This is a genomic window from Bacillus sp. FSL M8-0350 (assembly GCF_038593345.1).
GTDB classification, from domain to species: domain Bacteria; phylum Bacillota; class Bacilli; order Bacillales; family Bacillaceae; genus Bacillus; species Bacillus safensis.
Map to the genome: position 1 here is coordinate 2440198 of NZ_CP151985.1, position 20573 is coordinate 2460770.

19 protein-coding genes are annotated in these 20573 nt (G+C 41.9%); 3 read left to right on the plus strand and 16 right to left on the minus strand.

All coding sequences use genetic code 11. From position 1 onward, the window contains the following. Positions 1-36: 36 nt before the first annotated feature. From mtaB to gpr, 12 genes are all read right to left on the minus strand, one after another. The gene (mtaB, locus tag NSS80_RS12775) at positions 37-1395 is read right to left on the minus strand and encodes a tRNA (N(6)-L-threonylcarbamoyladenosine(37)-C(2))-methylthiotransferase MtaB (RefSeq protein ID WP_024423030.1); all 1359 of its coding nucleotides are present in this window, start codon (positions 1393-1395) and stop codon (positions 37-39) included. Then, the gene (locus NSS80_RS12780; protein WP_224426893.1) at positions 1395-2165 is read right to left on the minus strand and encodes a 16S rRNA (uracil(1498)-N(3))-methyltransferase; all 771 of its coding nucleotides are present in this window, start codon (positions 2163-2165) and stop codon (positions 1395-1397) included. The genes mtaB and NSS80_RS12780 overlap by 1 nt, the downstream gene beginning before the upstream one ends. Positions 2166-2188: 23 nt before the next feature. Continuing rightward, on the minus strand, positions 2189-3124 hold the full coding sequence (prmA, locus tag NSS80_RS12785) for a 50S ribosomal protein L11 methyltransferase (protein ID WP_046311816.1): 936 nt from the start codon (positions 3122-3124) through the stop codon (positions 2189-2191). Between the two features lie 22 nt (positions 3125-3146). Next, positions 3147-4280, minus strand: a complete 1134-nt coding sequence (dnaJ, locus tag NSS80_RS12790) for a molecular chaperone DnaJ (protein ID WP_024427952.1) — start codon at positions 4278-4280, stop codon at positions 3147-3149. A gap of 165 nt (positions 4281-4445) precedes the next feature. Further along, positions 4446-6284, minus strand: a complete 1839-nt coding sequence (dnaK, locus tag NSS80_RS12795) for a molecular chaperone DnaK (protein WP_041086261.1) — start codon at positions 6282-6284, stop codon at positions 4446-4448. A gap of 24 nt (positions 6285-6308) precedes the next feature. Beyond that, positions 6309-6866: a nucleotide exchange factor GrpE gene (gene grpE, locus NSS80_RS12800; protein WP_024423035.1), complete on the minus strand. Its 558-nt coding sequence runs from the start codon at positions 6864-6866 to the stop codon at positions 6309-6311. Between the two features lie 63 nt (positions 6867-6929). Next, complete coding sequence (gene hrcA, locus NSS80_RS12805; RefSeq protein WP_003217350.1) at positions 6930-7961, minus strand: heat-inducible transcriptional repressor HrcA; 1032 nt, start codon at positions 7959-7961, stop codon at positions 6930-6932. Between the two features lie 81 nt (positions 7962-8042). Beyond that, a complete protein-coding gene (gene hemW / locus NSS80_RS12810; RefSeq protein WP_024423037.1) occupies positions 8043-9182 on the minus strand; it encodes a radical SAM family heme chaperone HemW in 1140 nt (379 codons plus the stop codon). Between the two features lie 114 nt (positions 9183-9296). Next, positions 9297-11135 carry a translation elongation factor 4 gene (gene lepA, locus NSS80_RS12815; RefSeq protein ID WP_024423038.1) on the minus strand — a complete coding sequence of 613 codons (1839 nt, stop codon included), beginning with the start codon at positions 11133-11135 and terminating at the stop codon, positions 9297-9299. A gap of 141 nt (positions 11136-11276) precedes the next feature. Continuing rightward, positions 11277-11609: a YqxA family protein gene (locus NSS80_RS12820; protein ID WP_024423039.1), complete on the minus strand. Its 333-nt coding sequence runs from the start codon at positions 11607-11609 to the stop codon at positions 11277-11279. A gap of 13 nt (positions 11610-11622) precedes the next feature. Next, positions 11623-12831: a stage II sporulation protein P gene (locus tag NSS80_RS12825; protein ID WP_041118016.1), complete on the minus strand. Its 1209-nt coding sequence runs from the start codon at positions 12829-12831 to the stop codon at positions 11623-11625. 66 nt (positions 12832-12897) lie between these two features. Beyond that, complete coding sequence (gene gpr / locus NSS80_RS12830; protein WP_041118018.1) at positions 12898-14013, minus strand: GPR endopeptidase; 1116 nt, start codon at positions 14011-14013, stop codon at positions 12898-12900. A gap of 198 nt (positions 14014-14211) precedes the next feature. Between gpr and rpsT the strand changes: the two genes are divergently transcribed. Next, entirely contained in the window at positions 14212-14478 is a 267-nt protein-coding gene (rpsT, locus tag NSS80_RS12835; protein WP_024423042.1) for a 30S ribosomal protein S20, read from the plus strand. A 134-nt stretch (positions 14479-14612) separates the two neighbouring features. Here rpsT and holA read toward each other — a convergent pair whose 3' ends face one another. Continuing rightward, positions 14613-15632 (minus strand): DNA polymerase III subunit delta, encoded by a 1020-nt coding sequence (gene holA / locus NSS80_RS12840; RefSeq protein ID WP_034280095.1) that lies wholly within the window; start codon positions 15630-15632, stop codon positions 14613-14615. A 236-nt stretch (positions 15633-15868) separates the two neighbouring features. Here holA and NSS80_RS12845 point away from each other — a divergent pair, with 236 nt between their 5' ends. Continuing rightward, entirely contained in the window at positions 15869-16003 is a 135-nt protein-coding gene (locus tag NSS80_RS12845; protein WP_012010638.1) for a YqzM family protein, read from the plus strand. 39 nt (positions 16004-16042) lie between these two features. On the opposite strand, the gene NSS80_RS12850 is transcribed toward NSS80_RS12845, so the two are convergent. From NSS80_RS12850 to NSS80_RS12860, 3 genes are all read right to left on the minus strand, one after another. Then, positions 16043-18370: a DNA internalization-related competence protein ComEC/Rec2 gene (locus NSS80_RS12850; protein ID WP_317222540.1), complete on the minus strand. Its 2328-nt coding sequence runs from the start codon at positions 18368-18370 to the stop codon at positions 16043-16045. Further along, entirely contained in the window at positions 18363-18932 is a 570-nt protein-coding gene (locus tag NSS80_RS12855; RefSeq protein ID WP_024423045.1) for a ComE operon protein 2, read from the minus strand. Before NSS80_RS12855 ends, NSS80_RS12850 begins: the two co-directional genes overlap by 8 nt. 65 nt (positions 18933-18997) lie before the next feature. Continuing rightward, positions 18998-19627, minus strand: coding sequence for a helix-hairpin-helix domain-containing protein (locus NSS80_RS12860; protein ID WP_041118021.1), 630 nt, complete (start codon positions 19625-19627; stop codon positions 18998-19000). Between the two features lie 90 nt (positions 19628-19717). Here NSS80_RS12860 and comER point away from each other — a divergent pair, with 90 nt between their 5' ends. Next, complete coding sequence (gene comER / locus NSS80_RS12865; protein ID WP_041118023.1) at positions 19718-20566, plus strand: late competence protein ComER; 849 nt, start codon at positions 19718-19720, stop codon at positions 20564-20566. Positions 20567-20573: the final 7 nt, after the last annotated feature.

The following is a 20573-nucleotide window of genomic DNA, read 5'->3' on the forward strand; positions in this document are numbered from 1 at the left end:
ACCGGCTTGCCCTTTTGGCTGCCGGTTTTTTATCTATTATGAGGTCATTCTCACTTTGTCTGGCTGCACATCATCGCTGATGCGAACGAATTGTCCTTCGTTATAAGGATAGCCCGCTTTCGTAATTTTCACTTTGACCAGACGGCCGATCATGTCCTCTGTCCCTTCAAAAACAACCTTCATGTAGTTATCGGTATAACCAACATAAAGATTGTGGTTTCCTTCTTGTTCTTTGAAGGATTCTTCCGGAATAATCTCTAGCACATCACCTTCGTATGCTGATGCATACTCTTTCGCAAGCTGGTCAGAAAGAGCGATCAAACGGTGGACACGTTCGTTTTTCACATTCTCATCCACTTGATCTTCCATTCTTGCAGCAGGGGTACCTGTACGTTTGCTGTAAGGGAAGACGTGCAGCTCAGAGAATTGATGATCTTTGACAAAATTGTACGTTTCCAAGAACTCTTCTTCTGTTTCCCCAGGGAATCCAACGATGACGTCAGAGGTGACAGCAAGTCCCGGCAATGCTTTTTTCAGCTTTGTTAAACGCTCTGCAAAGAATTCCATCGTATATTTACGGCGCATTCTTTTCAGCACAGTATTTGAGCCAGATTGAAGCGGGATGTGTAAGTGTCTGACAATTTTATCTGACTGATCAAGCACTTCAATCACTTCATCTGTAATTTGACTTGCTTCAATAGATGAAATACGGATTCGTTTTAAGCCAATAACACGTTCATCTAATTCTCTCAGAAGCTTTGCAAAGTTATAATCCTTTAAGTCTTCTCCGTATCCGCCTGTGTGAATACCTGTCAGCACAATTTCTTTATAGCCCGCATCAACAAGCTGCTGCGCTTGATTGATGACCTCTTCTGGATCACGAGAACGAAGAAGTCCGCGTGCCCAAGGAATAATGCAGAATGTACAGAAATTGTTACAGCCTTCTTGGATTTTTAATGAAGCGCGCGTTCTGTCTGTGAAGGCAGGAACATCAAGTTCTTCAAACACACGTGCTTTCATGATATTGCCAACCCCGTTGATCGGCTGTCTTTCTCTGCGGTATTCTTCAATATAGCCTAGTAATTTATGTCTGTCCTGTGTTCCAACCACAATATCAACACCAGGAATCGCCATGATTTCTGCTGGTGATGTTTGCGCATAGCAGCCTGTTACACAAATGACACCATCCGGGTTATGGCGAATGGCTCTTCTAATGACTTGGCGGCTTTTCTTATCGCCTGTATTCGTGACCGTACATGTATTAATGACATATACGTCTGCTTTTGATTCATACTCTTTTCTTTCATAGCCAGCTTCTTTAAACAGCTGCCAGATCGCCTCTGTCTCATAGTGGTTGACCTTACAGCCAAGTGTATGGAACGCTACTGTTCCCATCATGATTCACCTCTTAATAACTCTGTTTGATAAGATATAGCGGAAAGCGCATATAAAGGAGCAGTTTCTGTTCTTAAAATGCGTGGTCCAAGCCCGCAAATGACTGCACCAAGCGTTTCAAGCTCTTCAATCTCCTTTTCTGCCAAACCGCCTTCAGGGCCAAAAACCACTAGCAAGGTTTGTCCGCCTTTCATCTGTTGAAGCACAGTTTGAAAGCGGCTTTGCTCTCCTTCTTTCGATGATTCTTCGTATGCAACGACACATTTATCGAATTCACCAGCTAATTGCGTCAGCTCTTTAAACGTTGATACTGAATAAACACGGGGAATGATATTCCGGTAGGACTGCTCGGCTGCTTCTTTCGCGATTTTCTCCCAGCGCTCTCGTTTTTTATGGGATTTTTTTTGGTCAAGCTTTGTAATAGAACGAGCCGCTTGAAACGGGATAAAAGCACTTGCGCCAAGCTCTGTGCCTTTTTGGATAATGAGCTCAAGCTTATCTCCTTTTGGAAGACCGCTTGCAATCGTCACCCTAATCGGAAGTTCTCTGTTCTGATTTGTCCAGCTTTCAAGGTGGCAAATCACTTCTTCCTTTGTTATTGTATCAATTTTACTGAGCGCTTCAAAGCCGTCTGTCGTTAAACAAAGGATTTCCTGCCCTACTTTCATCCGCATGACATTGGAAAGATGATGTACATCTTCACCTTTTATAACGATGGCTCCCTTTAACGTCACTTCTTCTTTCGTGAGGTCGATAAAATATCGTTGCATACGTGTCCTGACACCTACTCGCTTTATTTTTTCGCTATAATGCTGACCCAATCTTCCATTGACAGCACTTCAACAATGTCAAAACCTGCTTCTTCTAATGCTGTTTTGACCTGTAATTTCTTTTGTCCAATGATGCCTGATGTAATGAAATAGCCATCTTTCTTCAATAGGTCATAGGCTTGATCTGTAAAGCGCAAAATCACTTCTGCCAGAATGTTGGCGACAATCACATCACGCTCACCTGAAATTCCATCAAGCAAATTGTTTTGTTTGACCGTCACTTGGTTACTTACACCATTTAATTCGATGTTTTGCTTCGCACTTTCTACCGCAACGGTGTCGAGATCAAAGGCTTGAATGTCCTTTGCACCAAGCATCGCTGCTGCCACACTTAGAATTCCAGAGCCTGTTCCAACATCAATCACCGTATCGTTTTCCTTCACGTAGCGCTCAAGCGCCTGAATGCAAAGGACGGTTGTTGGATGCGTACCTGTTCCAAATGCCATTCCAGGGTCCATTTCAATAATCAGTTCATCAGAATGAACTGGTGTATATTCTTCCCACGTTGGAACGATGGTGAATTTTTCAGAGATTTTCACAGGATGATAGTATTTCTTCCATGCGGTTGCCCATTCTTCTTCATTTACTTCACAAATTGACAGTGTATTGCGCCCAAGGTCAATATCGTATAGAAGAAGGTTGTTGATGGCTTCTTTGATCTCATCTACCGTTTCCATCAAAAAGCTGTTCATTGGAAGATAGGCTTTCACAATGACACCTTCATCTGGATAGTCATTCGGATCGAGCTGGTAGATCTCACCGTATACATTTTCACGTTCCTTGACTAAATCAAGCGGGTCCTCAATCACGACACCACTTGCACCTGCTTCATGCAAAATATTGGTGATCGGTTCCACCGCTTCATTTGTTGTATGGACGCTAATTTCTGACCACTTCAATACTACCAACTCCTTATCCGTCTTACTCGCCTTTAAATGCGCGTTTTACCTTATCGAAAAAGCTCATTTCTTGTTCGTCTGGTTTATTTCCGCTCACTTCAGCAAATTTTCTAATGATATCTTTTTGATTGTCTGTTAAATTTGTCGGTGTGACAACACGTACAACGATATGCTGATCGCCTTGGCCGTAGCCGCGTACATTTTTCACGCCTTTACCTTTAAGTCTAAACTTCGTGCCAGTTTGAGTGCCAGCAGGAACTTTTAATTTTACTTTTCCGTGTAATGTCGGCACTTCAATTTCGTCACCTAATGCAGCCTGCGCAAAGGTAAGCGGCATCTCGCAGTAAATGTCATCTCCATCACGTTCGAAGAATTCATGCGCACGCACATGGAATACAACAAATAGATCGCCTGGAGGTCCTCCATTTACGCCTGGTTCACCTTGCCCAGACACTCTGAGCTGCTGGCCATCATCAACACCTGCAGGGATCGTCACGTTAATTTTCTTACGCTTACGCACTTTGCCAGAGCCGCCGCATGTTGAACATTTATGATCAATTTGTTTCCCTGTTCCGCTGCAGTAGTTACATACTCTGCGGTTGACCACTTTACCAAACGGAGTAGATTGCTCAACATTTAACTGACCAGAACCGCCGCAATGTGAACAGGTTTTTGCCTGCGTACCAGGCTTTGCACCTGATCCATGACATGTCTCGCAAGATTCTTCACGAGGGATTTCAATGGTTGCTTCTTTTCCAAATGCCGCTTCTTCAAACGAAAGCGTCATTGTATATTGCAGGTCCGCTCCTTGGCGCGGTGCATTTGGATCTCTTCTTCTGGCTCCGCCGCCAAAAATACTAGAGAAGATGTCATCAAAGCCGCCGAAGCCGCCAAAGTCTCCTCCTCCGCCAAAACCGCCGCCGCCAAAGCCTTGGTTTGGATCGGTATGACCGAACTGGTCATAATGCGAACGTTTTTGATCATCAGAAAGGGTTTCATAGGCTTCTTTTACTTCTTTGAATTTCTCATCTGAGCCAGCTTCTTTATTAATATCAGGGTGATACTTTTTTGAAAGCTTGCGGTATGCCTTTTTGATTTCGTCCTTTGAGGCGCTCTTACTTACGCCAAGCACTTCATAGTAATCACGCTTACTCATCTCTTCACACTCCCGATTTTCTCACATAAATACGATTGTATCATTTTGATTTAACCTTTTTCAATTCCTTTCATCGTTGAAAAGAAAAAAAGTCAAAGCCAAGAGATCCTGACTTTGACTTTCTGACGAGTACGTTTCAGCAGTCTTTTTCAAAAGTAAAGGTGATTATTTTTTCTCTTGATCGTCGTTTACTTCTTCGTATTCTGCATCCACTACATTGTCATCTGCTTTTTGAGCACCTTCAGCGCCTTCTTGCTGAGCTTGTGCTTGTTTTGCAGCTTCTTCATAGAGCTTTGTCGTTAATTCTTGAACGATTGTTTGCAGCTCATCTTTTTTCGCTTTGATGTCTTCAAACTCGCCTTTTTCGATCGCAGCTTTTAGCGCATCTTTCGCGTCATTTGCTTTTTTCACTTGCTCTTCATCGATTTTGCCTTCTAGATCTTTTAATGTTTTTTCAGTTGTAAACACTAATTGATCTGCTTCGTTGCGCACTTCGATTTCTTCTTTTTTCTTCGCATCTGCTTCAGCATTTTCTTCTGCTTCTTTGACCATTTTTTCGATCTCATCATCAGAAAGACCTGAAGAAGATTTGATTGTGATGTTTTGCTCTTTGCCTGTACCCATATCTTTCGCACGTACGTTGACAATACCGTTTTTATCGATATCAAAAGATACTTCGATTTGCGGTACGCCGCGTGGTGCTGGCGGGATATCAGTCAATTGGAAGCGGCCTAATGTTTTGTTATCTGCAGCCATTGGGCGCTCACCTTGCAGGACATGGATATCTACAGCTGTTTGATTGTCAGCAGCTGTTGAGAATACTTGTGATTTACTTGTTGGAATTGTTGTATTACGTTCAATCAGCTTCGTGAATACGCCGCCCATTGTTTCAATTCCTAAAGAAAGTGGTGTTACGTCAAGAAGAACAACGTCTTTGACATCTCCTGTGATCACTCCACCTTGGATGGCTGCACCAAGTGCAACTACTTCATCAGGGTTTACACCTTTATGAGGCTCTTTGCCTGTTTCTTTTTTGATTGCTTCTTGTACTGCAGGAATACGAGTTGATCCACCAACAAGGATGACTTTATCAATCTCACTAGCAGATAAACCAGCATCTTTCAGTGATTGACGTACAGGTGTCATTGTACGCTCTACAAGATCTGCAGAAAGCTCTTCGAATTTAGCACGCGTTAACGTTAATTCAAGGTGAAGAGGTCCTGCTTCTCCAGCTGTGATAAATGGCAGTGAGATTTGTGTAGAAGATACACCAGAAAGATCTTTTTTCGCTTTTTCAGCAGCATCTTTTAAACGCTGAAGCGCCATTTTATCTTTAGAAAGATCAATGCCATTTTCTTTTTTGAATTCAGCCACTAGGTGATCAATGATGACTTGGTCAAAATCGTCTCCACCTAGACGGTTGTCCCCAGCAGTTGAGCGCACTTCAAAGACGCCGTCTCCAAGCTCAAGGATCGATACGTCAAATGTACCGCCGCCAAGGTCGTATACAAGAATCGTTTGATCTTCTTCTGTTTTATCTAAACCATACGCAAGTGCAGCTGCTGTTGGTTCGTTGATGATACGTTCTACTTCAAGACCAGCAATTTTACCAGCATCTTTCGTTGCTTGACGTTCTGCATCGTTGAAGTAAGCAGGAACTGTGATAACAGCTTTTGTTACTTCTTCGCCAAGATAGCCTTCAGCGTAAGATTTAAGGTGCTGAAGAATAATCGCAGAGATTTCCTGCGGTGTATAGTTCTTACCTTCAACTTCTACTTTATAATCAGTACCCATATGTCTTTTAACAGACATGATCGTGTTCGGGTTTGTAATTGATTGACGTTTTGCTACTTCACCTACTTGGCGCTCTCCGTTTTTAAAAGCGACAACAGATGGTGTTGTACGTGCTCCTTCAGCGTTAGCAATGACTTTTGGCTCGCCGCCTTCAAGTACTGCAACACATGAGTTTGTTGTTCCTAAGTCAATCCCAATGATTTTACTCATATTCGATGACCTCCCATTATGTAGTTATTGATTTACTTTTACCATTGATGGACGAATAACTCGGTCTTTGAGTTTATAGCCCTTTTGCAATTCTTCTACAACGATATTTGAATCGTAGTTTTCATCTTCAACTTGCATGACGGCTTGATGAAGGTTTGGATCGAACTCTTTGCCGACAGCTTCAATTGGTTCAACGCCTTCATTTTTCAACGCTTCTACCAGCTGGCGGTAAACCATTTGCATTCCTTCTAACAAACTTTTCGTCTGCTCATTGTCTGGATCAATTCCAAGCGCTCTTTCAAAGTTATCAAGAGCTGGGAGAAGATCACTGACAACATGTTGAGAACGATATTTTTGCACGGTCTCCACTTCAGTTCGAGCACGGCGTTTATAGTTTTCAAAATCTGCTTGAACACGCAGAATTTTGTTTTCTTTTTCATCTAGAAGCTGCTGCAATTCATCGATTTTTTCTTGGAAGGCAGACTGTTCATCATTTGTTACTTCCTCAGTATCTGCTTGAACTGCTTCTTCTTGTGCTTCAACCTCTGCTTCTTGCTCAGGTGTCTGTTTTTCTTCTGACATTGTGTTCACCTCCCTCAAAAGATTCAAAAATACGAAGGGGCTGTGCCCCTATCTTTTATCACCCTACTCATCATACAAATTGGAAAGTGCGTTTGACAAGTCTTTTGATACATGATGCAAGAGACTGACAACCCTGCCATAATCCATACGGGTTGGACCAATGACGGCAATGGAGCCGAGTGATTTTTGATCAATCGAATAAGTAGCTGTGATTAAGCTGCAGTTCTCCATCGCTTCCAAATTGTTTTCTGAACCGATTTTAATGGTGATTCCTTGTTGATTTGGATGAAACAGCTGCATGACATCATTCTTTTGCTCAATAAGCATCATGAGTGAACGGATGCGGTCAATGTCATGAAACTCCGGCTGATTCAACATATTAATCTTCCCGCCAAAGAAAAGTTTTGATTCATTTTGAGTCGATGTAAATGTATTGCCGAGTGCATCTAAAATATGATCATAATCTTTTAAATGCGTACGAAGAAGCATCACAACTTCTTTATACATTCTGTCCTTCAGCTGATCCATCGGCACTCCGGCTAGGCGGCTGTTTAAAATATTCATCAGCTTCTCAATATCGGAGACATCGAGATGCTCAGAGAAGGTAATGGTTTTGTTTTCAACATGTCCGCTGTCTGTAATCATGATCGCCACTGCTTTGTTTGGCTGAACAGGGACAAGCTGAATTTGCTTTAATCGATTTTCACTTAGCTTTGGACCAAGCACAATCGATGTATAGTTTGTGAGATCTGATAAAATTTCCGCCGATTTTTGAACTGTCTTTTCCAGCTCAAAAATTTTCTCCTGAAAGGCCGACTGGATGAGTACTAGCTCTTTAGACGACAGTTTTCGCGGAGAGAGCAAATGATCTACATAATAACGATATCCTTTTTCGGAAGGAATTCTTCCTGATGAAGAATGGGTCTTTTCAATAAAACCAAGTTCCTCCAAATCAGCCATTTCGTTTCTAATCGTCGCAGAGCTGAATGTAATGTCTTCTTTTTTAGAAAGAGTCCTTGATCCAACTGGCTGCGCCGAACGAATAAAGTCATTAATGATGACTTGCAGAATCAAAAGCTGACGATTTGTTAACATCATCATCACCCCTGTTAGCACTCTCTTTCAACGAGTGCTAATTGTATAAACAAAATTACCAAACTCAAATTAAAATGTCAATTATAACTCACCGAGAAACGCTTGAAATACTTCATTGCCTAACAATTTTCCTTTTCTTGTTAAACGTATCCCCTTGTCATCTTTTACAATGAGGCCTTTTTCTTCTAAATCTTCAAGAACAGTGGAAAAAAGTGCTTCTGGTGCAGCACCATATTTTGCTTGGAAATCAGCGCTTTTCACCCCTTCGATTTTTCGAAGACCTAAAAACATTTCTTCTTCTATTTGCTCTGCTTTTGTGACCTGGTGTGTTTCCTTATACGGGAACCCTGTTTGGTCAATCAGCTCCAAATAATGTTTCACCGGCCCTGCGTTCACATTTCGGATGCCATCTACATACCCGTGTGCGCCTGCACCAAAACCGAAGTAATCTTCATTGCTCCAATAGGTCAGGTTATGCTGGCTTTCAAAGCCAGGTTTGGCGTAATTGCTAATTTCGTACTGCTTTAATCCATGGCGCTCCATTTCATCCATCACAAGCTCATACATTTCAGCCTCACGTTCTTGCGGCGGTAAATGAAGTTTTCCTTTTTGCATTAAGTTGTAAAAAACGGTTTTCGGCTCGACGATGAGTGAGTAAACCGAATAATGCTCTGCCCCCAGTGAGAAAGCTGTCTCAAGTGAATTCATCACATGATGCTTTTCTTGATGCGGCAAGCCAAACATGAGATCGAGGCTAATATTATCAAATCCAACCGCTCTAGCTCGCTCAAAGGATGTAAGGACATCCTTCTTTTGATGAACTCGTCCAATTTTCTTGAGCAAATCGTCTTCAAAAGTTTGAACGCCAAAGCTCAGCCGATTCACGCCGGCTGCTTTAAGCACATGCAGTTTCTCAAGCGATAATTCATCTGGGTTTGCTTCTACTGCAAATTCAATCAGATTTTTTGTCGGCTTTAATACGCTGTGAATGCTGTTCATGAGCTTGTCTAGCTGACTGACAGTCAGTGATGTCGGGGTTCCCCCGCCAATAAAAATTGTCTTTAGTTCCTGCTCGCCTTTTTGCTCGATCGTGTGCTGCATCTCTTTCTCAAGAGCCGCTAAGTATTCGTCGACTGGCTGCGTTTTGATGAAAAATTTATTGAAATCACAATAGTGGCAAATATGCTCACAAAATGGAATGTGAATGTATGCTGCTTTCATTAGATGACACCTTCTTTACAGGTAAAGAGCCGCAGTTTATCGCTGCGGCGTCTTTGTTTGTTATCGACTATAAACGTCAAGGCAGACATTGTAAAGCAGGTAGCCTTGAGGATGTTATTTTTTTGGTGTGCTGTCGTCCATCTTCAGCACGGCCATAAATGCTTCTTGCGGGACTTCAACAGAGCCCACTTGCTTCATGCGCTTTTTCCCTTCTTTTTGCTTCTCAAGAAGCTTTCTTTTCCGGGAAATGTCTCCACCATAACATTTAGCAAGTACGTTTTTACGCATCGCTTTAATGGTGGAACGAGCAACGATTTTTTGACCGATCGCTGCTTGAACCGGCACTTCAAAGTGCTGGCGTGGAATTAGTTCTTTTAGCTTTTCTACGATGATCTTGCCTCGTTCATATGCATAATCGCGGTGAACAATAAAGGAAAGGGCATCGATTTTTTCGCCATTCAGCATGATATCCATCTTCACCAGCGTCGAAGGACGATAGCCAATCAGCTCATAATCAAAGGACGCATAGCCTTTTGTGTTGGACTTTAGCTGATCAAAGAATTCGTATACGATCTCTGCCAAAGGAATTTCGTACACAATGCTCACGCGGTTCGCATCAAGATACTGCATATCAATGAAATTCCCGCGCTTTCCTTGGCAAAGCTCCATCACAGAGCCTACATAGTCATTCGGCACCATCATTGTTGCTTTTACATATGGTTCTTCAATTCGCTCAATCTTTTGCGGATCAGGCAGATTGGACGGGTTATCTACGACAATTTTTTCTCCATCTGTCATATATACATCATAAATAACACTTGGCGCTGTCGTAATCAGATCAATTTTAAATTCACGTTCAATCCGTTCCTGGATGATTTCCATATGAAGCATTCCAAGGAAGCCGCAGCGGAAACCGAAGCCAAGTGCTTGGGATGTCTCTGCCTCATATTGAAGTGAAGAATCATTTAATTCAAGCTTTTCTAACGCTTCACGTAAGTCGTTGTATTTCGCTGTATCAATTGGATAAAGTCCGCAGTATACCATTGGGTTTAGTTTTCTGTATCCTGGAAGTGCTTCTTTCGCAGGGTTTTCCGCGCTTGTGATCGTATCCCCTACACGTGTATCACCGACATTTTTAATCGCAGCGGTTAAGTAGCCAACATCTCCAACGGTGAGTTCGTCTGTTGGCATGGCTTTTGGTGTGAAAACGCCAACTTCAAGTACTTCAAATTCTTTCCCCGTCGCCATCATTTTAATTTTCTGACCCGGTCTGACGGTTCCTTCGACAATTCGTATGTACGCAATAACGCCGCGATACGCATCGTAAAGAGAATCAAAAATAAGGGCTTGAAGTGGTGCTTCTGGATCTCCAGCGGGAGCCGGCACCTTTTCAACGATTTGTTCTAAAATATCCTCGATTCCAATACCCGCCTTAGCAGAGGTGAGAACAGCTTCAGACGCATCCAACCCGATGACATCTTCAATTTCTTCTCTTACACGCTCAGGCTCTGCACTTGGCAGATCGATTTTGTTGATAATCGGAAGAATTTCTAAGTTGTTATCAAGAGCTAAATAAACGTTCGCAAGTGTCTGTGCTTCAATTCCTTGTGCTGCATCTACTACAAGAATCGCACCCTCACAGGCAGCTAGGCTTCGAGATACCTCATAGGTGAAGTCGACATGCCCTGGAGTATCAATCAGGTGCATGATATATTCTTCCCCATCCTTCGCCTTATACTTCAGCTGGACAGAGTTTAATTTAATCGTTATGCCGCGTTCACGCTCTAAATCCATGGAATCAAGCAATTGTTCTTTCATTTCCCGTTGAGTAATCGCCGCTGTTTTTTCCAAAATACGGTCTGCCAATGTGGATTTCCCATGGTCAATATGGGCGATAATGGAGAAATTTCGAATTCTTGATTGCCGCTCTAATCGTTTTTCTTTATCTGTCACAATCTATCACTCCTACTATAAAACGCGGGTTGCGCTAGGTTAGATTATATCAATAGGGCTGTAAAGATTCAATCGAAATCAAGAAAAGCCGCTTATTGGTCAGCGGCTTTGATCAAAAGGGTGATATCTCATGAAATTCGCTTATTTCCCATTCACCCAATCATAAAGAGAACGGGCTGCATGTGTCATGCCATCAGACAGGGCTTTTCCTGCCTTGGAAAAGGCATTAAAGCCCTCTATTTCCTCCAGCTGTTTTTGTTTTTCGGCAAGATCCTTTTCTGTAACAGCCGTTCCTAAGATAGAAGCTTCCTTCTCTTCATTGTCGTTCATTTGAATGGAGAAAGCTCCTTTTAATTGCGGATCATGGTAGCCCTTCATTTGCAGCATGCCATTATTCGCTTGCTGCATTCCTAAAAAGACACCAAACAGCAAGACCAATCCTAAAATAATGGTTTTTCCAATAAATGAGCCCATCCCCGTCACCACCTTAAGAGCGTTTTTTCTCATCCTTTGCTTTGCCGTCCACCTTTTCCGCGTCCCAGAAAATGTCGCTGAATACATCAGCTGCCGCATTGGATGCATTTCTTAATTCTTCCATATTATTATCTACTCCACCAAATTCTAAAAGAAGGGCTTTGTCGGATAAATCTTGATTATAGATTCCATTATCGCCAATTTCTCCTTTGGCAAACACACCGACACTAAGACCTTTATATTTTTTCTCCATCAAATGGTGGAACTCTGTCGCAAGCTTTAAGTTTTTCTCATAGCTTTGATTCTTCTTCCCAACAACAAACGCAATTCTCGCATATTTTTTCCCTTTGATTTCGACAGTCGTATCTTTCTTTCTTCTTGAGTCCCGGTGAATATCAATTAAATAATCGAGGTCATCATTTTTCGCTAAGGCTTCTTTCACGACCAATCTTGATTCATTATAAGACTGCGGATATTTTAATCCTTTTTTCACCAGTCTTTTTTCAATTTCCGTTTTGTCGACTGTATTGCCGATTCCTTGCTGATCAAGCGCCTTTCCAAACATGTCGCCGACAAGGGTGACATTCACTTTTGAGTGCCGTGCATTATTTGGATTCGTTTCTCCTTTTAAAAATGGTAAATATGATTCCGTATTATGTGTGTGGTAAATGTACACAGCTTTTCGTTTTCCTGTTGACCGGTCCGGTTCTTTGGCAGGGTTTTTCGGCGTATCATCATCGAGCTTGTCCAGCTCAGCCAAATTTGCTTCTTTTTCATCTTGGATCACTTCACTAGGCGGCGGCGATTCCATCGGCATATTGGTATAGTCTGTTCCTTCACCCGCTAAGATGATTTTTGTATCAAAATGTTCAAAGCCTGGGAGCTCTCTTCCTAGGAAACTGCGCGGGTCTTCTAAATTAATACTGGTTGCAAGCTTCAGTGACAGCCCAGAGAAATGAAATCCTTTTTGATCTTCTGGAACTGCTGAGGCGAAATATTGGTTTTCCATGCCCATTAATGTGGCAAAAAATGCGCCAGAGAGCTCATCTGCTACACCATATAACGAGGCTTGCGGCCTCAGCTCAGGTTTTAAAGAGGTCAAAGCCCCTGACATCACAAACACCACAACAAGAGAGGCAATAAATAAGAAGATGCTTTTTACTACTTTCGTTCCATTAATCGCAACGACCAACTGTCGAGGACGGCGGGGTCTTTTTTTCATGATTTACTCCCTCCAGCACGCTTTCTAGTAATTACACTATGAGCGAGCTAGAGAAAGTAGAACCGATTAATGATTATATGAACCCATATTATCTTGAGTGATTTTTTGATGAAGCGCTGTGTTTAATCCGTTGGCAAGTACGTTTGCCATATCATCAATGAATGTATCGACTTCCTTAGGCGTGACCATTAAATTTTGCCCCAGGGGCGCAAGCACTTCGTGGATCAGCTGCCTTTTTTCTTCTTCAGGAAGGGTTCCTACGATGCCTAAGAATGACTGACGCGTTTCTTCATCTGGCAAGTCTTCTTCGTTAAGTACTTTTTTCTTCCCGAATGTCAAACCAGCCGGCACAAGAGAGCGGGATGGTCTATCATCTTTTAGTTCTCTACCAAAATGCTTTAAGACATAATCAATTGTGTCACTAGCAATCGTTACTGCATCCACCACTGTCGGAACGCCAATCGCAATCACTGGAATGCCCAATGTTTCTTTGCTTAATTCTTTTCGCTTATTCCCTACACCAGAGCCGGGGTGGATACCTGTATCAGAAATTTGAATGGTTGTATTCACTCGTTCCACCGCACGAGCAGCAAGGGCATCGACCGCAATAACAAAATCAGGCTTAGACCGCTCGATCACGCCTTGGATAATGTCACTTGTTTCAATACCGGTCAGTCCCATCACCCCTGGAGACAAAGAGGAAACCGGGCGATAGCCTTCCTGAACATTTTCCGGCTGCAATTCAAAGAGATGGCGGGTTACAAGCAGGTTTTCAACTGTGAGAGGACCTAATGCATCTGGCGTAACATTCCAGTTTCCCAGCCCCACTACAAGGCAGCTTGCATCAGCCTGAATGCCTCGGTCTTTTAAAAACTGAGCAAAATGACGTGCAAAGACTTCGACGACTTTTTCTTGCATCTCAGAGTCTTTCTCCCGAATGCCTTGTGCCTCAAACGTCAAGTATGTCCCTGCCTTTTTGCCGGTCAGCTCCTCCCCTTCTTTCGTGATTTCCACAGTACGTATGCGGATGCCTTGCTCTTCTTTTTCCTTTTCGACAATCCCTTGGATCCCGTCCTTTTTGACGACATTCGGATCGTTCTCTTGTTCTAGTATCTCTTTTGTTTCAACAGCGAGGTCTGTCCGGATTTGATAAACGCTTAAATCGAGTTTCTGTTTCTCCATAAAAAGACTCCTTCCACCAAGTAATTAACAGTAGTCTTTCCATCTCTTGAAAGAAACATTCGAGCACGTCATCAATGAAAAATACTTTACATTTATATTGCATTCTAAAGGTGTGTTTGATAGAATACAATTTGTTCTATTGTGAAGATTTAACCTTAAGACAATTGTGTTTAGGTTGTATCTTAGGAGGTGAAACACATGCCAAATATTAAATCAGCGATCAAACGTACAAAAACGAATAACGAACGCCGTGCACATAACGTAACAATCAAGTCTGCGATGCGTACTGCGATTAAACAAGTTGAAGTTTCTGTAGCTAACAACGATGCTGAGCAAGCAAAAGCTGCTCTTGCTTCTGCTGCAAAACGCATTGACAAAGCCGTTAAAACTGGTCTTGTACACAAAAACGCAGCTGCGCGTTACAAATCAAGACTTGCTAAACAAGTAAACGGACTTTCTGCATAATGCTTGCAACGCCTCAGTGATGAGGCACCTGTTTAACTGTACGTCCGTCCTGACCGGCCGAGCCTTAAGGACAGACTGGCAATTATACATCTAAACAAAAACGACCCTCTTTTTAGAAGGTCGTTTTTTTATGTTCAAGCGCCTAACAAACGAAGCAGGAACAATTCTAACAGCAGCTGCTTGTCCTTTTTACCGGTTTTCATTTCATAATCAATCGTTGAAAGCTCTTTGACGATCTGCTTGAGCTCTTCTTCTGAAAACAGTCTTGCCTGATCCATCGCAAGTTTGACCCGAAACGGATGGACTTTTAGATTTGAAGCAATTTGTTTTTGTCCATAGCCTTGCTGAGCGAAGTACTTCGTCTGCAAAATCAATCGAAATTGAGTTGAAATGAGTGCTAATATTTTAATGGGTTCCTCATTTTGCTTCAGCAGGTCATAAAACATCTGCATGGCCTCAGAGCGGCGTCTGTTTACGATTTGATTAATCAGCTCGAAAATATTTTGCTCTAAGCTTCTTGCAACGAGCTGATTGACATCTGCTAACTCAATTTCTTCCCGCTCTCCAATATATGTACTTAGCTTTCGAACCTCTTGGAATAGAGAGGAGAGACTTCCGCCGCATAGCATCACAAGCTGCTCAGCCGCTTCGGATGTAATCGTCTTTCCTTCTGTCTTCACCAGTGTGATGGTGAAATCAGTTGTTTCTTTTGGGTTTAACTCTTTCGCCTCAACGACAGCAGCTTTCTTTTTTAGCAATTTGGTGATTTTCTTACGCTCATCCAGCTTTTCATATGGTGCCAATAACACGAGAATGGTATAGGGCGCTGGCTTTTCTAAATAAGCTTCTAATACAGAAAGCTCATGCTCAATCTTTTCCTTTTTCTTTTCAGCAGTAAGAAAATAAGGATTCTTGATCACGACGAGACGTCTTTCTCCCATAAACGGAAATGTTTCTGCATCCGTCACAGCCTGTTCAAGCGGCACTTCTTCCATATCGAAGACGGAGTAATTAAAATCCTTCGTTTCTTCCTCTACTACAGCTTGTCTCAATTTAGCAGCGGTTTCTTGCAGTAAATATGTTTCTTTCCCATATAAGCAATAAACGGGATGGATATCCCCTCGTTTTAAATTATTCCATACATCAAAGACCATCAATTGACTCCCTCTCTTTCACTTCCTCCTCTATCCTAAAGTGTGTGAAGACATTAGTAAAGAGGAAGCTGAAAGTGCCGCCTCCTCATTTATAGTAAACGTCCGGCGCAAGCTCCCGGGTCAGCCTGCTGTCAGACGATATTCATAAAATGATCATAAAATGGAAAACGGTTACTTTACCTTCTAGCAATTCCAAATGAGTTCAAGTATACTAAAATTAGCCAGGAGGGATGAAAATGAATGAATTTGAAAAAAATGTTCAAAGCAAGCGGAATGATGTGACCGACTCAGCCGTTGGTTTTATCGTCACATTCGGATTTTTCGCCTCAATGTTTATTTTGGCAACCATTATACACCTCGTTGGATCTTAACTTCATGAAGGTTACATGACTGCCGTTTTGGCAGTTTTTTTATTGATTTTGTAAGATATCATATGGAGGATGAGTGTAAAACGTTCCTTGCTCATCGAGAAATTCATACGTCACGCTCCCATCGATATCTGTCCGATACACTTTCATTTGTTGATCCTTTAATTTTTTCAATACTTCCTGATGTGGATGCTGATAACGATTGCGTTCACCTGCTGAAATGAGTGCATGTGAGGGCTTGAGATGCTGAAGCCATTCTTCGCTTGTTGACCCTTTACTCCCGTGATGTCCAACCTTTAAGATATCTGCCCGCAGATGAGGAAAGGCTTCTATCATGTCTCGCTCCCCTTCTTGTTCAAGATCTCCAGTGAGCATAAACCGCTTCCCGCCTAGAGTAAATGTCAAAACGAGTGAATCATTATTCTTAGTTGTTACCCGATCACGCGATGGATGAAGGACCTTAAATATTTGCTCTCCAATCTGAAGCTGATCTCCTCTCTCTAATTCATCAATCATGATCCCTTGATCAGCTGCTTCTTTTAACAGCTCCGCATCCTCTGGACTTCGTGCAAAGCCTTTTGGAATAGCCAGCCGCCTTACTTTATTTCGTTTGATTAAACGAGCTGCTTCTCCCATATGATCTTGATCCGCATGTGTAAGAATAAGAACATCAAGTTTTGCAATACCTTTAGAATGCAGAAACGGGATCAGCGTTTGATCACCGATCGAAGACACTTTACGCCTTTTTTTCCACGGTTCTTCTTCAAAAGAAAGTCTGCCTCCTGTATCCACAAGCAGGTGCCCCTTTCGATAGGGCAGCTGAATAAACAAACTATCCCCCTGTCCTACATCCAGCATCGTCACTTCCCCTTTTTCGAAAAAATTCGGGGTGAAATAGTGTGCACTCAAGACACCAATAAGAAAAAGGATCGGCAGTGCATAGGATTTCACAGAAGTTTTGCACTCCATCACAAATAACAGAACAATTAAGGCGCTCACCTCAAGAACAATATGCCACCAAGCAGACTTCACAAAAATCAAGTTAAATTCATCAAAAACAGCCATATAGGCTGACAATTGATGACTAAGCTGAATCACCGAATCAAGCAGCTGAAACAATGTTTGTCCAATCGGAAGATAAATAGTAGTGAGAATAAAAAAGAGTAAGGATAGCGGCATAACGACCGTCGTATATAAAGGAACAAATATCATGTTCAAAGGTACGCTCAGTAAAGAGAATTGGTGAAAATGATATAAAAGAACAGGAAGTGAAGCAAGCTGTGCAATAAAGGAAATCAGGAATAATTGCATGACTGAACTTTTTGCTTTTGATAAAATCCTAGTCGATAACAAAATAAAAAACGTGACCGCGAATGAAAGCTGAAATCCGATATCAAATAAATAAAGAGGATGAATTGCTAATAAGAGTAAAAACGTTGCACTTAATACTACAGCAGAAGGCTGTTTCATTTCTTTTGGCAGACTAGTCATCACTAAATAGATTCCTGCCATGAGGCAAGCTCTTAAAACAGATGGTGCAGCACCTGTCAAACAAGCATAAATAGGAAGAAAGCATAATAGAAGAATACGTGCTGTCTCTCTTGTCACGCCCGCACGAAGGAGACACCAAAATAAACATGCAAGAAGCGTTTGTACATGCAATCCTGAGATCGCTAGTAAATGAATAATCCCAAGCATTTGATAATCTCTTAATGTGTCAGGGTCTATCAACTCACGATCGCCAAAAATAAGTGCCTGTACAATGCCAACAGAGTGTTTAGGCACATGATCTTCTAAAAATTTCAACCCCTTTTGCCTTATCACTTGAAGATAATAGGAAGAACTGTCTGTTTTTGTACAGTTTTTGATCGACTGTGGCAGAAAAATGGCGTCAATGCCTTTTGATTTTAAAAATTGATCATATTGAAACCCGTTAGGAATGGTTGCGTGCTTTGCTGGACGAACATCACCTGTCATGTGACAGCTCATACCAGGTTCTACCTCTTTTAATGCCTCTTTTTCACGCTCTGTTTGAATTGTATAAAAAGTAGCTAGTTGTTCATGGTCTGTTGAAACAGTCGCTGAAAAACGATTGCCATCTGTTTTCGGAATACTTTCAATCACAACGGAACGAGATAGGAATTTTTCTAGTACGGGTTGATCCGTTTCAAGAGACTCATGAATCATAAAAATGAGTATATAGACAGCACCGCATAGGCTGACCATTAAAAAGAGCTGAGGCATTTTTTTCAGTAGGCTTAGAAGTAATATGATGAGAAGAAAGAGAAGGAAATACATATGAAGATGATATGCAGCCAGAGCAATTCCAACAGCTGCTGAAATTGCCCCAAACGGCAAATATTTAAACATAGGAAGTAAATAATTGATTCGCCTTCTCATGCATATCGCGAATTTCTGTTTCGCTAAGTCCTGATTCACTCAGCTTCCCAATTAAATCTGCAACAAAGGCCAATTTTTCTTGATTTTTTAAGTCGATGATCATTTCATCTAATTCAACTTGCTCTGTTTGAACACCCGCCTGCTCGAATAAATCAATCGCATATGGATGATTTTTATAATCCTTTGCATAGTACACTGTTCGTATGCCCGCTTGAATGATGGCTTTACAGCACTGTAAACAAGGAAAATGTGTGACATATATTTCAGCATCAGCTGTAGGTGCACCAAATTTGGCACATTGTAAAATAGCATTCATTTCCGCATGGATGGTGCGAACACAGTGATGATCAATGACATAGCACCCTACATCCGCACAATGAACATCACCGGCAATGGAGCCATTATACCCCCCTGCAATGATGCGCTTGTCCCTTACGATGGTCGCCCCAACAGCTAACCGCTCACAGGTGCTTCGTAAAGCAAGCAAATGGCTTTGTGCCATAAAATATTGATTCCATGAAATTCTTTCCACGAGCTGATCCCTCCAGAATGATGGTTGATATTAAGTGTACATGCCTTTCTTCTCTACCGTCAATTCTACTTCACGGTCAATTGACTTTTCAGCCGTTCAATCGTCTTTTCCCCAAAACCTGAAATATTCCGCAAGTCTTCAATTTGTTGAAATTCTCCGTGTTCCTCTCTATACGTAATGATAGCTTCGGCTTTAGCTGGTCCTATGCCGTTAATGGTTTGCAATTCGGCTGCATCGGCCTGATTGACATTCACACCTTCACTCTTTTCAACGCCCGTTGATGCGTCAGCTGATGCTGTTTGCGTCTCTCTTTCCGCTTCCCCCTGCTTCCGAACATAAATCATCATACTATCCTCTAATTTAGCTGCTTGGTTGATTTCAATCGAGTCTGCTTTGCTGGTAAAGCCTCCTGCCCTTTGAATCGCTTCCTCTACCCGAGCATCAGATTGAAACGTATAAACACCTGGCTTCCTTACAGCTCCTTTGACCTCTACAAAAATCGTCGATGGCTCTTTTTTTGTCTTTTCTTGTTTGTCTTCTAATGTGACTTGTATGTCTTTATTTTCCTTCAATACACTTGGCTCTCTGCTGCCCTCTCCTTTTCCAGTGAAAAAGAAGAAACTGAAGATGATTACGACTATGAGTCCAGCGGCGATATAAAGACTGTATTTTTTTAATGAAATGAGTCGTTTCACTTACTCACGCTTCTTTCAATCATATTTTTCTACTGCTCAACATACTGTTTAGAAGATAACAGATCCTATGCGTCTAAGGAGGGAGAACGTTTGAATATAGGGTTAATCGGTACAGGAAACATGGGTACCATACTTACTGAGGCATTTATTGAATCAAAGGCAGTCAATCCCTCATCGATTACCATTACAAACCGAACCATTGAAAAAGCGTTCAATATAAAAAAGAACCATCCAGAGCTTGAAGTAACGAAACAGCTTTCAGGGGCTGTCACGAATAAAGATTTCATTTTTGTTTGTGTCAAGCCACTTGATATTTATCCACTTTTAAAAGAGCTGAGCCCTCTTTTAACGGAGCAGCAAACCATTGTCATCATTACAAGTCCGGTTCATCCTGAACAGCTTCAGGATATCGTTCCTTGTCAAACAGCCAGGCTGATTCCAAGCATTACAAACCGCGCTTTATCAGGCGCATCACTTTTAACTTTTGGTTCATCATGCAATGCCGCGACGAAAACTGCGTTAAGACAGTTAGCTTCGTGTATTTCAACACCTATCGAGATCCATCATTCAATTACTAGAGCGGCTTCCGATATTGTCAGCTGCGGACCTGCTTTTATCAGTTTTCTCGTTCAGAAAATGATTGAAGCAGCCGTAGAAGAAACGGATATTTCCAAAGAAGAAGCCACCACCTTATCAGAGGTTATGCTTGTTGGTCTTGGCCGTTTGATTGAAAAAAGAGTCTATACCCTTCCGACACTGCAAGACAAAGTATGTGTGAAAGGCGGCGTCACTGGCGAAGGCATTAAAGCACTTGAAGCAGGTGTGCAAGATATGTTTCACCGTCTCTTTCAAAATACCCATGAAAAATTCGATGAAGATCTAGAAGCGGTTGCGCATCAATATCCGTCAAGTGTGTTCACTGATGATCGCAGAAATTAATCATCTT